The sequence below is a fragment of the Spirillospora sp. CA-108201 genome, assembly GCF_050936235.1.
Taxonomy (GTDB): Bacteria; Actinomycetota; Actinomycetes; order Streptosporangiales; family Streptosporangiaceae; genus Spirillospora.
The window spans coordinates 7,761,291-7,773,912 of sequence record NZ_JBNJNE010000001.1; the positions used below are offsets into that span (position 1 = coordinate 7,761,291).

Annotated in this window: 13 protein-coding genes and 1 pseudogene; 6 read left to right on the forward strand and 8 right to left on the reverse strand. The window is 73.7% G+C overall.

The genetic code is table 11. From position 1 onward, the window contains the following. Window positions 1–18: 18 nt before the first annotated feature. On the reverse strand, window positions 19–1,404 hold the full coding sequence (locus ACQEU6_RS37340; RefSeq protein WP_499338404.1) for a cation:dicarboxylate symporter family transporter: 1,386 nt from the start codon (window positions 1,402–1,404) through the stop codon (window positions 19–21). 283 nt (window positions 1,405–1,687) lie between these two features. Between ACQEU6_RS37340 and ACQEU6_RS37345 the strand changes: the two genes are divergently transcribed. From ACQEU6_RS37345 to ACQEU6_RS37365, 5 genes are all read left to right on the forward strand, one after another. After that, entirely contained in the window at window positions 1,688–3,355 is a 1,668-nt protein-coding gene (locus ACQEU6_RS37345; protein ID WP_499338405.1) for a sensor histidine kinase, read from the forward strand. Further along, window positions 3,352–4,023 carry a response regulator gene (locus ACQEU6_RS37350; RefSeq protein ID WP_499338406.1) on the forward strand — a complete coding sequence of 224 codons (672 nt, stop codon included), beginning with the start codon at window positions 3,352–3,354 and terminating at the stop codon, window positions 4,021–4,023. The genes ACQEU6_RS37345 and ACQEU6_RS37350 overlap by 4 nt, the downstream gene beginning before the upstream one ends. Before the next feature lie 48 nt (window positions 4,024–4,071). Beyond that, window positions 4,072–4,233, forward strand: a complete 162-nt coding sequence (locus ACQEU6_RS37355) for a hypothetical protein (RefSeq protein ID WP_499338407.1) — start codon at window positions 4,072–4,074, stop codon at window positions 4,231–4,233. Between the two features lie 380 nt (window positions 4,234–4,613). After that, complete coding sequence (locus tag ACQEU6_RS37360; RefSeq protein ID WP_499338408.1) at window positions 4,614–5,777, forward strand: thiolase family protein; 1,164 nt, start codon at window positions 4,614–4,616, stop codon at window positions 5,775–5,777. Between the two features lie 198 nt (window positions 5,778–5,975). Beyond that, the gene (locus tag ACQEU6_RS37365) at window positions 5,976–6,419 is read left to right on the forward strand and encodes a winged helix-turn-helix transcriptional regulator (RefSeq protein ID WP_499338409.1); all 444 of its coding nucleotides are present in this window, start codon (window positions 5,976–5,978) and stop codon (window positions 6,417–6,419) included. A 44-nt stretch (window positions 6,420–6,463) separates the two neighbouring features. Here the strand turns inward: ACQEU6_RS37365 and ACQEU6_RS37370 are convergent, their stop codons facing one another. The 3 genes from ACQEU6_RS37370 to ACQEU6_RS37380 are packed head-to-tail and all read right to left on the reverse strand — an operon-like array spanning window position 6,464 to window position 8,011. Next, window positions 6,464–6,865, reverse strand: a complete 402-nt coding sequence (locus ACQEU6_RS37370; protein ID WP_499338410.1) for a MerR family transcriptional regulator — start codon at window positions 6,863–6,865, stop codon at window positions 6,464–6,466. Between the two features lie 49 nt (window positions 6,866–6,914). Beyond that, entirely contained in the window at window positions 6,915–7,664 is a 750-nt protein-coding gene (locus ACQEU6_RS37375) for an SDR family NAD(P)-dependent oxidoreductase (RefSeq protein WP_499338411.1), read from the reverse strand. A 35-nt stretch (window positions 7,665–7,699) separates the two neighbouring features. After that, window positions 7,700–8,011 (reverse strand): hypothetical protein, encoded by a 312-nt coding sequence (locus ACQEU6_RS37380; RefSeq protein ID WP_499340619.1) that lies wholly within the window; start codon window positions 8,009–8,011, stop codon window positions 7,700–7,702. A gap of 27 nt (window positions 8,012–8,038) precedes the next feature. Here ACQEU6_RS37380 and ACQEU6_RS37385 point away from each other — a divergent pair. Beyond that, a pseudogene (locus ACQEU6_RS37385) lies at window positions 8,039–8,251 on the forward strand (DUF1348 family protein); the annotation flags it as partial. Between the two features lie 63 nt (window positions 8,252–8,314). Here the strand turns inward: ACQEU6_RS37385 and ACQEU6_RS37390 are convergent. The 4 genes from ACQEU6_RS37390 to gcvT form a co-directional block, all read right to left on the reverse strand. Further along, a complete protein-coding gene (locus ACQEU6_RS37390) occupies window positions 8,315–9,688 on the reverse strand; it encodes an L-serine ammonia-lyase (RefSeq protein ID WP_499338412.1) in 1,374 nt (457 codons plus the stop codon). A 55-nt stretch (window positions 9,689–9,743) separates the two neighbouring features. Continuing rightward, window positions 9,744–11,000 carry a serine hydroxymethyltransferase gene (gene glyA / locus ACQEU6_RS37395; protein WP_499338413.1) on the reverse strand — a complete coding sequence of 419 codons (1,257 nt, stop codon included), beginning with the start codon at window positions 10,998–11,000 and terminating at the stop codon, window positions 9,744–9,746. Continuing rightward, window positions 10,997–11,386 carry a glycine cleavage system protein GcvH gene (gene gcvH, locus ACQEU6_RS37400; RefSeq protein ID WP_499338414.1) on the reverse strand — a complete coding sequence of 130 codons (390 nt, stop codon included), beginning with the start codon at window positions 11,384–11,386 and terminating at the stop codon, window positions 10,997–10,999. The genes glyA and gcvH overlap by 4 nt, the downstream gene beginning before the upstream one ends. 73 nt (window positions 11,387–11,459) lie before the next feature. After that, complete coding sequence (gene gcvT / locus ACQEU6_RS37405) at window positions 11,460–12,554, reverse strand: glycine cleavage system aminomethyltransferase GcvT (RefSeq protein WP_499338415.1); 1,095 nt, start codon at window positions 12,552–12,554, stop codon at window positions 11,460–11,462. Window positions 12,555–12,622: the final 68 nt, after the last annotated feature.

The window sequence follows — 12,622 nt, forward strand, 5'->3', positions numbered from 1 at the left end:
CGCCAGGCGGCCGGGTCCCTAGGCGGGCACCCCGCCGGGCGCGGGGAGCGGGCCCTCGCCCGTCCCGGACGGCTCGGCGGTGGGGCCGTGGTCGTCCAGCAGGGCGTCCTCGTTGAACGGGTCCTCGCCCGAGAGGACGCGCCGGGCGCGCCCGGCGTCGAACTCCCCCGTCCACGTGCCGATGACCACGGTGGCGACGGCGTTGCCCGCGAAGTTCGTCAGCGCGCGGGCCTCGGACATGAACCGGTCGATGCCGACGATGAAGCCCACCCCGTCCACCAGCGCGGGCCGGTGCGACTGGAGCCCGCCCGCGAGGGTCGCGAGCCCGGCGCCGGTGACGCCCGCCGCGCCCTTCGACGCGATGATCATGAAGAGCAGCAGCGGGATCTGCGCGCCGACCGACAGCGGCCGGTCCTGCGCGGACGCGATGAACAGCGTCGCCATCGTCAGGTAGATCGCGGTGCCGTCGAGGTTGAAGGAGTACCCGGTCGGGACGGTGATGCCGACGACCGGGCGGCTCACCCCGAGGTGCTCCATCTTCGCGATCAGCCGCGGCAGCGCCGACTCCGACGACGACGTCGACAGGATCAGCAGGAACTCGCGGGCCAGGTAGCGCAGCAGGGAGAACACGCTGATCCGGCTGACCGCCCACAGCACCGCGCCGAGCACCGCGAACACGAACACCGCGCACGTCGCGTAGAAGCCCAGCATGATGACCGCGAGGCTCTTCAGCGCGTCCCAGCCGCTCGACCCGACGACCGCCGCGATCGCGCCGAACGCCCCCACCGGCGCCGCCCACATGATCATCCAGAGGATCCGGAACACCAGCCGCTGCAGGTGCTCGACGCCCCGCAGGATCGGCGCGCCCGCCGGGCCGAGCCCCTGGAGCGCGAACCCGGTGAGCAGCGCGACCAGCAGCGCCTGCAGCACCTGCCCCTGCGTCAGCGCCGACACCAGCGTGTCCGGGATGATCCCGAGCAGGAAGTCGGTGGTGCCCTCCCCGCCCTCGGCCTGCGACTTCGCCTCGGCGACCGACGACGGGTCCAGGTGCAGCCCGGCGCCCGGGTGCAGCAGGTTCCCCACCGCCAGCCCGATGGCGAGGGCCAGCGTCGACATCACCAGGAAGTAGGCGATCGTGACCAGGCCGATCCGGCCGACCTCGGCGGCCCTCGCCACCGAGCCGATGCCGAGCACGATCGTGCAGAAGATGACCGGCGAGATCATCATTTTGATCAGGTCGACGAACGCGGTGCCGACCGGCTTCAGCTCCTGCGCGAAGTCCGGCGCGACCAGCCCGACCACGGCCCCCGCCATCACGGCGGCGACGACGGCGAGGTAGAGGAGGTGCACGCGGCTCTGGGCCGGCGCGGAGGCCGCCGGGGGCGGGGAGGCGGGCGGGGGCACGGGGGACCTCCTCGGCTGAGGACCCCGGCCTCGGTGCGAGGGGCGGCGCCCGCCCGGTCCGGTCGGATCCGCGGGCGGGCCGCCGCCCCGCGGCGGCGCCCATCCTCCGGCTGGAGCCGGAGCATGCACACCGTGGGCGCCGCGCTGGAGGTGAGCTAGCAGCTCAGGCGGGGGCTCTGGGTCTGTCCACACGTGACTATGCGCGGTCGGGTGACGGGGGTCACCCTTGTGTACATTTCGTTCACGGAAAGTGCGGCGCGGTGGCGCCGGAAGGAGGGGCGGAGTGCGTCCTCGATGGGCGGCGCCGGGGCGCTGGAGCCTGGCCCGGCAGCTCCTCGTGCTCCAGGCGGCGATCGTCGGGCTCCTCGTGGCGGCCGGCGCGTCGCTGGCCTTCCTGGACTCCGGCCGCGCCGTCGACGACGGCGCGACCCAGACGGTCTCGGCGGTCGCGGCGAGCATCGCCGACGCCCCGACCGTCCGGGCCGCGCTCGCCGACCCGGCCCCGAGCCGCCTCCTCCAGCCGTACGCCGAACGCGTCCGGCACGACACCGGCGTCGACTTCATCACGATCATGAGCCCGGCCGGGATCCGCTACACGCATCCGAACCCGGCGCGCATCGGCGGGACGTTCGTCGGCAACACCGCCCCCGCGCTCGCCGGGCGGACGTTCACCGAGACCTACACCGGCACGCTCGGGCCGTCCGTGCGCACCGTCGCCCCCGTCTTCGGCGACGACCACCGCGTGGTCGCCCTGGTCGCGGTCGGCATCACGGTCAAGGCGATCTCGGCCGAGCTCCGCCGGCGCCTGCTGGCCCTCGGCGCCGTCGCCGCGGGCGTCCTCGCCGTCGGGATGGCCGGCAGCTACCTCGTCTCCGCGCGCCTCCGCCGCCAGACCCGCGGCGCCGCCCCCGACGAGCTGCGCGGCATGTTCGAGTACTACGAGGCGATCCTGCACGCCGTCCGCGAGGGCCTCCTCATCCTCGACCGCACGGGCCGCGTCGTCCTCTGCAACGACGCCGCCAGGCACCTCCTCGACCTCGACGCGCCCGAGGCCGCACCCCCGCCCCGCCGGTCGTCCGCGGGGGAGCTGCGGGGGGTGGACGTCGCGGAGCTCGGGTTGCCGGAGGAGCTGGTGGCGACGCTGGTGTCGGGCGAGCGGCGGGCGGACGAGATCCATGTGGGGGACACGCGGGTGCTCGTGGTGAACACCTCGCCCGTCCGGTCCCGGGGCCGGGTGATGGGCAACGTCGTCACGCTCCGGGACCACACCGAGCTCCAGGCGCTGACCGGCGAGCTGGACACGGTGCGCGGGTTCGCCGAGTCGCTGCGCTCGCAGGCGCACGAGGCCGCGAACCGCCTGCACACGGTGGTGTCGCTGGTGGAGCTGGGCCGTCCCGGGCAGGCCGTGGAGTTCGCGACCGCCGAGCTGGCGAGCGCGCAGCGGCTCACCGACCGGGTCGTCGGCTCGGTCGGGGAGCCGGTGCTGGCCGCGCTGCTGCTCGGCAAGTCCGCCGAGGCGGCGGAGCGCGGCGTGGAGCTCGTGATCGGCGAGGACACCGTCATCGGGGGCGGGGTCGAGCCGCGCGACCTGGTCACGATCCTCGGGAACCTCATCGACAACGCGGTCGACGCCGCCATCGAGGGCGCCGCCGACCGGCCGCCGCGCGTCGGCGTCGGCGCCCGCGTGGAGGACGGGGCGCTCGTGCTGGAGGTGTCCGACAGCGGGCGGGGCGTGGACCCGTCCGCCGTGCCCGCGATGTTCCGGCGCGGCTGGACGACGAAGACCTCCGGCGGCCCGGTCGGCCACGGCCTCGGCCTCGCCCTGGTCGGCCAGGCCGTCCGCCGCAACGGCGGCGACGTGCGGGTGAGCGCGGGGGGCGCCGGCGGCGGTGCGCTCTTCACCGTGCGGTTGCCCGTGCGGGGGACCGGGGCCGGGGGCGGTGAGCTGTGATCAGGGTGCTGGTGGTCGAGGACGACCCGGTGGCGGCGGAGGCGCACCGGACCTATGTCGAGCGGGTCGCCGGGTTCAGCGTCGCCGGGGTCGTGCACTCGGGGGCGGACGCGCTGCGGTTCTGCGAGCGCACGCAGGTCGACGTCGTCCTGCTGGACTTCTACCTGCCGGACACGCACGGCCTCACCGTCTGCCGCGCGCTGCGCGCCGGGGGACGGGACGTGGACGTCATCGCCGTGACGTCCGCGCGGGACCTGGCGGTGATCCGCACCGCCGTGGCGGTCGGCATCGTCCAGTACCTGCTGAAGCCGTTCACGTTCGCGTCGCTGCGCGACAAGCTCGTCCGGTATGCGCGGTTCCGGGAGCAGGCGGTGGGCTCGGGGGAGGTCAGCGGCCAGGCGGACGTGGACGGGATGCTCGCCACCCTGCGGACCCCCGACCACCACGCGCTGCCCAAGGGAATGAGCGGGGAGACGCTCCAGGCCGTGACCGGCGTGCTGGCGTCGGCCGCCGACGGCCTGTCCGCCGCCGCTGCCGCCGATCTCACGGGGGTCTCGCGGGTCACCGCGCGCCGGTACCTGGAGTACCTGGCGGAGAACGGGCTGGCCGACCGCCGGCCCCACTACGGCCAGGTCGGCCGTCCTGAGGTGCGCTTCTATCCCCTCTAGACGGGGTAGTTATGGACCGACAGTTGGAACGACATCGGGGGAGTTGTCGTGAACGACAAGCCTGGCAAGCCCGGGAAGCCCACGGGCAAGGCGGAGTCCGAACCGGAGCGCGAGAAGAGGCCGCGCCGCGGCGAGGAGGACACGGGCAAGGGGCCGAAGCGCAAACCGGGCGACGCCGCGCGCAAGATGCGGGAGATGTACAAGGGGTAGACGGTCGCGCCGGGACGGCGGCCCCGATGCTTGACGGCGGTTTGGGCTCCCATTTTGGGTCTATGTCGGCTTTTGGGGCTAACGTCCAAAGAGAACGTGACGTCGAGGAGATCGAGGAGGCACGCTTGTCCGACCGACGACATTCGGGCGGCTCCACCGAGGGGCTCTTCGACGCATGGAGGGTAAAGACGGACCACGGCATGGGCCCCTCCCGCTGAGCGGCCCGAAGACCCGGGGGCAGTGGTGATCGGCCACGGCCCCCGGGTTTTTCGCGTGCTTGGTTGTGTAATCCAACTCACTGCGGCCGCGGATTGTGCCCACCGGCTCGCCGTGCCGATACTGGCCGGAGTGAGTTGGAAAACACAACGGAGGTGGGGTCCATGCGGGACGCGGTGATCGTGGAGGCGGTGCGCACGCCGCTGGGCAAGGGCAGGGCGAACGGGGCCCTGCACGGCGACCACCCGGCCGACCTGCTGGCGCGGACGCTGGCGGTCCTGGTCGAGCGGGCGGGCGTCGACCCGGCGGCCGTGGACGACGTGATCGGCGGCGTCGTCACCCAGGCCGGCGACCAGGCGCTCAACATCACCCGCACCGCCGTCCTCGCCGCGGGGTTCCCCGAGAGCGTCCCGGCCATGACGGTCGACCGCCAGTGCGGCTCGTCCCAGCAGGCCCTGCACATCGCGGCGCAGGGCGTGCAGAGCGGCGCCTACGACATCGCCGTCGCGTGCGGCGTCGAGTCGATGTCGCGGGTGCCGATGGGGTCGAGCGTCCTGCCGGGCAGCGACCCGTTCGGGACGCTGCTCCCCGAGCGCTACCCGGGCGGCCTCGTCGGCCAGGGCATCAGCGCCGAGCTGATCGCCGCCCGCTGGGACCTGCCGCGGGAGGAGCTCGACGCCTACGCCGGCGAGTCCCACCGCCGCGCCGCCGAGGCGTGGAAGAACGGCGAGTTCGACCGGGAGGTCGCCTGGACGGGGCAGCGGGACGAGACCGTCCGCCCGGGGACGTCGCCGGAGATCCTCGCCGGTCTGAGGCCCGCCTACCACGACGAGCGCATGGCCGAGCGGTTCCCCGAGATCGGCTGGAAGATCACCGCGGGCAACGCCTCCCCGGTCAACGACGGCGCCGCGGCCGTCCTGGTCATGGGCGCCGACGTCGCCGCGCGGCTCGGCCTGCGCCCGCGCGCCCGCTTCCACGCCTTCGCCGTCACCGGCGACGACCCCCTGCTGATGCTCACCGCGATCATCCCCGCGACGGCGAAGGTGCTGGAGCGCGCCGGCCTGACCCTGGACGACATCGACCTGTTCGAGGTGAACGAGGCGTTCGCCCCGGTCGTCCTCGCATGGGCGCGCGAGACCGGCGCCGACCTCGCGCGCGTCAACGTGCGGGGCGGCGCGATCGCGATCGGCCACCCGCTCGGCGCGAGCGGCGCCCGCCTGATGACGACGCTGCTGCACGCCCTGGAGGACCGCGGCGGCCGGTACGGCCTGCAGACCATGTGCGAGGCGGGCGGCCTGGCCAACGCCACCGTCGTGGAGCGGCTCTGACGGGCGGTCCGGCTGTGTTTCAGAGTCCCGGCCCACTTCGCTCGCCTGGCGGCTCGCTACGCGACCGGGCCTGGGCGAACGCGGCATCGCTTCGCGATCCGCCCGGCTCCGCTCGCCTCCGGCTTCGCTCCACCGGCCAGGTCACGCGTTCGCGTGCCTTGCCCAGGCCACTTCGAGACAGGCTTTAGGCTTCCCGGTATGCCGAAGGACGCCGACCCGCGCGAGTGCTCGATCGCCGACACCCTGGACCTGGTCGGCGAGCGCTGGAGCCTGCTGGCGATCCGGGAGCTGAGCTACGGCGTGCGGCGCTTCGACCAGATCGTCCGCAACACGGGCGCGTCCCGCGACATCCTCACCGTCCGCCTCCGCAAGCTGGAGGCGAACGGCATCATCCGCCGCGAGCGCTACAGCGACCACCCGGCGCGCTACGAGTACCGCCTCACACCGGCGGGCGTGGAGCTGTGCGACGTCCTGCTCGTGCTGATGGCCTGGGGCGACCGGCACCTGCACCCGGACGACCCGCCCGTCCGCTGGCGCCACTCCTGCGGCGAGGCGGTCGCCCCCCAGGTCGTCTGCCGCCACTGCGGCGACGAGGCCCGTCAGGGCGCCCACTCCCCGACCGGCCGAGGCGCCCGCCCCTGACCCTGCCCGCCGACCCGGCCCGCAACGCGCGGCCGGGGGAGCGGTCAGCGCTCGGATTCGCCGGAAAATTCGCGTCGGCGGGCCCGTGCGGAACGGTCCTCGGCCGCCCGCGCCAGGGCGGTGGCCAGGCGGTCGCGGGCGTCGGTCTGGGCGGCGATGCGGGCGTCGAGGACGGCGAGGCGGTCGTGGGCTATCCGGAGGCCCCGCTCGGACGGCGGCGAGGCCGCCACGTCGCCGTCCAGGCAGACGGAGAAGGCGCGCACGTCGTCGAGGGTGAGGCCGACGGCGAGCAGTTCGCGGATGTTGCGGACCCGGACGGCCGCGCCCTCGTCGTAGACCCGGTACCCGTTCGCCGCCCGGCGGGACGCGATCAGGCCCGCCTCCTCGTAGTGCCGCAGCGCGCGCGGCGTCGTCCCGGTGATCCGCGCCAGCTCGCCGATCCGCACCGCCACCACCTCCGCCCCCAGTCCTACCAGGCGCCGGGTGCGCCGGCGCTCAGGCGACCACCGCGCCCCCGTCCACCGCGAGGACGACCCCGGTGACGAACGCGGCTTCGGGCGAGGCCAGCCGCGTGATCGCCCACGCGACCTCCTCGGGGCGCCCGACGCGCCCGAGCGGGGTGTGCTCGATCTGCCACCGCCGGAGCGCCGCCAGGCGCTCGGGGGACAGGCCCTGGTGCTCGCCGATCGGGGTGGCGATCGCGCCGGGCGCCACCGCGGCCACCCGGATGCCGCGGGGCGCGAGCTCCACCGCCCAGCCGCGGGTGAGCGTCTCCAGCGCCGACTTCGTGGCGGCGTAGAACGCGTTTCCCGGCCAGCCCCGCTGCCCGACGGACGTGCTGACGTTGACGACCACCCCGCCGCCGTCCAGCGCGGGCAGCGCCGCCTGGGTCAGCAGGACGGGCGCCACCAGGTTCGTCGCGAGCTGCGGGGCGATCGAGTCCGGAGCGAGGGCCTCCAGCGTTCCGCTCCGGACGACCGCCGCGTTGTTGACCAGCACGTCCAGCCGTCCGTGCGCCTCCGTCACCCTGCGCACGATCTCGGCGGCGGCGCCGTCGCCGGTGACGTCGGCGGCGAGCGGCTCGATGCCGGGACGGCCCCGCGCGGTCTCGGCCAGCGGCCCGGGTCGCCGTCCGACGGCCACCACCCGGGCCCCCTCGGCCGCGAACATGCGCGCCGTCGCGCGTCCGATGCCGGTTCCCGCGCCGGTGACCAGAACGACCCTGTCCGGTGAGTTCGTCTCCATGGCGCAAGCTTGGAACCCTGCCGCCAACGGCAGGGTCAAACCCGGCCGGTCCTGTCCAGGAGGAGCCGGGCGCCGGTCCGGGCGCGGTCGGCGGCGGTGGGGTCGCCGTGGATGCCGGCGAGGACGATGGCGCCCTCGGCGAGCAGGTGGACGGGTTCGGCGGCGGACGCGTCGACGGGGGAGACCAGGGCGACGACCTGGTCGTGGAAGGCCTGCTTGTGGGCGCGGACCGCGTCCGCGACCGCCGGGGAGGACGAGCCGAGCTCCCCGTGGACGTTGACCCAGGCGCAGCCGCGGAAGCCGGGCTCGGCGAACCACGCGCCGAGCCAGTCGAACAGGGCGAGCACGCGCCGCCGGGGGTCGGGCTCCGCGAGAACCGCATGGCCGTCCGGTTCCAGTACGAGTGGCACGACGCAGGCGGGCAGTGGTGGCGCAGCTACGGCAACGAGCTGTGGGAGTTCGACGAGCGCGGCCTGATGCGGCGGCGGGAGGCGAGCATCGACGACGTCGCGATCGGCGAGGCCGACCGGCGCATCCACGGCCCGCGCCCCGAAGACGAGCACGGCCTCGACATCCCGCTCCGCTGACCTCCCCGCCGCCCGGAAGGACGGAGGCCGGCGACCCTGCCGACGCAGGCCCGAGCGTGGTGCTCAGCACTCGATGACGTTGACGGCGAGGCCGCCGCGGGAGGTCTCCTTGTACTTGTCGAGCATGTCGCGGCCGGTGTCGCGCATGGTCTTGATGGCCTTGTCGAGAGAGACGAAGTGGCGGCCGTCGCCGCGCAGGGAGATCCGGGCGGCGCTGATCGCCTTCACGGCGCCGACGGCGTTGCGCTCGATACAGGGGACCTGGACCAGGCCGCCGACGGGATCGCAGGTCAGGCCGAGATTGTGCTCGATGCCGATCTCGGCGGCGTTCTCCACCTGCTCGGGCGTGCCGCCGAGGACCTCGGTGAGCCCGGCGGCGGCCATCGAGCAGGCCGAGCCGACCTCGCCCTGGCAGCCGACCTCGGCGCCGGAGATGGAGGCGTTCTGCTTGAACAGCACGCCGATCGCCCCGGCGGTCAGCAGGAACCGCACGACGCCCTCGTCGTCCCGGCCGGGGATGAACCGGTCGTAGTAGTGCAGGACAGCCGGGATGATGCCCGCGGCGCCGTTCGTCGGGGCGGTGACGATGCGCCCGCCCGCGGCGTTCTCCTCGTTGACGGCGAGGGCGAACAGGGTGATCCAGTCCATCGCGTGGAGCGGGTCGGACGCCTTCTCGGCGGAGAGCTGGCGGTGCAGCTGGGGGGCGCGGCGGCGCACCTTGAGCCCGCCCGGCAGGAGGCCCTCGCGGGTGCAGCCCCGGGTGACGCAGGCCCGCATGACCTGCCAGAGTTCGAGCAGGCCGTCGTGGATCTCCGCGGAGCCGCGGCCGAACGCCTTCTCGTTCTCCAGCATCAGCGCGGAGATCGACAGGCCCGTCTCCCGGCAGCGTTCGAGCAGCTCGGCGGCCGTGTCGAACGGGTACGGCAGGACGGTGTCGTCGGGCTTGATGCGGTCGGCGCCGGTGGCGTTCTCGTCCAGGATGAAGCCGCCGCCCACCGAGTAGTACACCTTGGCGCGCAGCTCCTCGCCGGAGGCGTCCAGGGCGGTGAAGCGCATCCCGTTGGGGTGGCCGGGCAGCGACACCTTGCGTTCGAAGACCAGGTGCTCGTTGACGACGAACGGCACGTCGTGGTCGCCGAACAGGCGCAGGGCCCCGCGCTCGCGGACGGCGGCGAGCCGCTCGTCCACCCGGTCGACGTCCACGAGCTCGGGCTTGTCGCCCTCAAGGCCGAGGATGACGGCCTTGTCGGAGCCGTGGCCCTTGCCGGTGAGACCGAGCGACCCGTAGAGGGTCACGGTGACGGACGCGGTCTTCTCCAGCAGGCCGTCGTGCCGCAGGCCCCGGGCGAACCGGTGCGCCGCGGCCATCGGCCCGCCCGTGTGGGACGACGACGGACCGATGCCGATCTTGAAAAGGTCGAAAACGCTGATGGCCATGGCTACCTCGTTGCGGCCGCGCTCCCTCCCCGCGAGGGGAGGGAGCGCCGGAACGTCACAGGTTCGGGTACAGGGGATGCCTGTCGGCCAGCGCCTTCACCCGGGCGGCGAGCGCGTCCCGGTCGAAGGACGGCTGCAGTGCGAGCGCGATCACGTCCGCGACCTCGGCGAAGTCCGCGGCGGTGAAGCCGCGGGTCGCGAGGGCCGGGGTGCCGATCCGCAGGCCGGAGGTGACCATCGGCGGGCGCGGGTCGTTCGGCACCGCGTTGCGGTTCACCGTGATGCCGATGTCGTGCAGGCGGTCCTCGGCGTCCCGGCCGGTGAGCTCGGAGTCCACCAGGTCGACCAGCACGAGGTGGACGTCCGTCCCGCCGGTCAGCACCCTGACGCCGGCCTTGGCGGAGTCCTCGGCGAGCAGGCGCTCGGCGAGCAGCTTCGCGCCTTCCACGGTCGCCGCCTGCCGGGCCCGGAACTCCTCCGACGCGGCGATCTTCAGGGCGACGGCCTTGGCGGCGATCACGTGCTCCAGCGGGCCGCCCTGCATGCCGGGGAACACCGCGGAGTTGATCTTCTTGCCGTACTCCTCGCGGGCGAGGATCAGCCCGCCGCGCGGGCCGCCGAGCGTCTTGTGCGTCGTGGTCGTCACGATGTCGGCGTGCGGGACGGGCGAGGGGTGCAGCCCCGCCGCGACCAGGCCCGCGAAGTGCGCCATGTCGACCATGAGCAGCGCCCCGACCGAGTCGGCGACCCGCCGGAACGCCGCGAAGTCGAGCTGCCGCGGGTACGCCGACCAGCCCGCGACGATCATCTTCGGCCGGTGCTCGGCCGCGAGCGAGGCCACCTCGTCCATGTCGACCAGGCCGTCCTCGGCGCGGACGTGGTACGGCACCACGTTCAGCACCTTGCCGGAATAGTTGAGCCGCATCCCGTGCGTGAGGTGCCCGCCGTGCGCGAGGTCGAGGCCGAGGATCGTGTCGCCGTGCTGGAGCAGCGCGAAGTAGACCGCCGTGTTCGCCTGCGCGCCGCTGTGCGGCTGGACGTTCGCGTGCTCGGCGCCGAACAGGGCCTTGGCCCGGTCGATGGCGAGCTGCTCGGTGACGTCCACGAACTCGCAGCCGCCGTAGTACCGGCGGCCCGGGTACCCCTCGGCGTACTTGTTCGTCAGGACCGAGCCCTGCGCCTCCAGCACCGAGACGGGCGCGAAGTTCTCCGACGCGATCATCTCCAGGGTGCCCTGCTGGCGGCGCAGCTCCGCGGCGACGGCCTCGGCGACCTCCGGATCGGCCGTCGCGAGGGAGTCGTTCAGGCTCATGATTCCTCGATCAGCTTGTCGTAGGCGGCGGAGTCGAGCAGGTCGCCCGGCTCCTGCGAGATCCGCACCTTGAAGATCCAGCCCTCGCCGTACGGGTCGTCGTTGATGACCTTCGGCTCGTCCACCACCGCGCTGTTGATCGCGGTGATCTCGCCGCTGACGGGGGAGTAGAGGTCGCTGACCGACTTGGTCGACTCCACCTCGCCGCACGGCTCGCCCGCCTCGACGGCGTCGCCCTCCGACGGCTGCAGCTCGATGTAGACGATCTCACCGAGGGCGTCGGCGGCGTGCGCGGTGATGCCGACCGTGACGATGCCGTCCTCGCCGCCGAGGCCCGACACCCACTCGTGCTCCTCGCTGTAGCGGAGCTCCTCCGGAACGCTCACGATCACTTCTCTCTTTCCACCGTGGGGGCGCGCCCCCACACCGCCGGACAACTTGTTCAGGAACGCTTGCAGATCAGGGACGCTTGTAGAACGGCAGGGCCACCACGTCCACCGGCTCCCGCCGGCCGCGGACGTCCACCGCGAGGCCGGCCTCCTCGACGCCGCTGTCGAGGTACGCCATCGCGATCGGCGTGCCCAGTGTGGGCGACGGGGCGCCGCTCGTCACGATTCCGCACGGCGCGCCGCCGGACGTGACGACCTGGTACCCCTTGCGAGGCGCGCGACGCCCCCGCGCGACCAGTCCCACGAGCCTACGGCCCGGCGGGGTCTGCGCCTGAGCCGCCAGGGCCGACTTCCCCACGAAATCGACAGCTTTGTCCAGCTTGACCACCCGGCCGAGGCCCGCCTCGAACGGCGTCGTCTCGGCCGTCAACTCGTTCCCGTACAGCGGCATCCCCGCCTCCAGGCGCAGCGTGTCGCGAGCCGACAGCCCCGCCGGGACGACCCCCTCCACCGCGGCGAGCGCCCCCCACAACCGGACCGCGTCGGACGCGTCCACGAACAGCTCGAACCCGTCCTCGCCCGTGTACCCCGTGCGGGCGACCAGCGCGTCCACGCCCGCGACCCGCCCCGCCAGGATCGCGTAGTACTTCAGACCGGCCAGCGGCGCGTCCGTGAACCCCTCGAGAATCCCCTGGGAACGCGGGCCCTGCAGCGCGATCAGCGCGTAGGAGCCGGACCGGTCGTCCACCGCGGCCTCGAACCCCGCGGCCCGCTCGACCAGCGCCTCCCGGACCACCGCCGCGTTCGCGGCGTTCGCCACCACCATCCACGTCTCGTCCGCGAGCCGGTAGACGATCAGGTCGTCCAGGACGCCGCCGTCCGGCCCGCAGATCATCGTGTAGCGGGCCTTGCCCACCGGCATCGGCGACAGGTTGCCGACCAGCGCGAAGTCCAGCGCCGCCCCCGCCCCCGGACCCGAAAGGAAGATCTCCCCCATGTGCGACAGGTCGAACAGCCCCGCGCCCGTGCGGACCGCCCGGTGCTCGGCGGTCTCGCTCGCGTAGCGCAGCGGCATCAGATGGCCGGCGAAGTCGACGAGGTTCGCGCCGAGGTCCTCATGGACGTCGTGCAGCGGCGTCTTCTTCGCGGTCGGATCGGCGGACATGGGCTCGGCTCCTTCGTCACGGGCGCGCATGGTCCATCGTCCCACTCGCGCACCGGGCGTATCGGTGC

What these genes read in the sequence shown, in the direction of transcription:
- gcvT (WP_499338415.1), bottom strand. Translation starts at nt 12,554, where the DNA reads ATGTCCGCCGATCCGACCGCGAAGAAGACGCCGCTGCACGACGTCCAT.
- ACQEU6_RS37390 (WP_499338412.1), bottom strand. Translation starts at nt 9,688, where the DNA reads ATGGCCATCAGCGTTTTCGACCTTTTCAAGATCGGCATCGGTCCGTCG.
- ACQEU6_RS37375 (WP_499338411.1), bottom strand. Translation starts at nt 7,664, where the DNA reads ATGGAGACGAACTCACCGGACAGGGTCGTTCTGGTCACCGGCGCGGGA.
- glyA (WP_499338413.1), bottom strand. Translation starts at nt 11,000, where the DNA reads ATGAGCCTGAACGACTCCCTCGCGACGGCCGATCCGGAGGTCGCCGAG.
- ACQEU6_RS37365 (WP_499338409.1), top strand. Translation starts at nt 5,976, where the DNA reads ATGCCGAAGGACGCCGACCCGCGCGAGTGCTCGATCGCCGACACCCTG.
- ACQEU6_RS37360 (WP_499338408.1), top strand. Translation starts at nt 4,614, where the DNA reads ATGCGGGACGCGGTGATCGTGGAGGCGGTGCGCACGCCGCTGGGCAAG.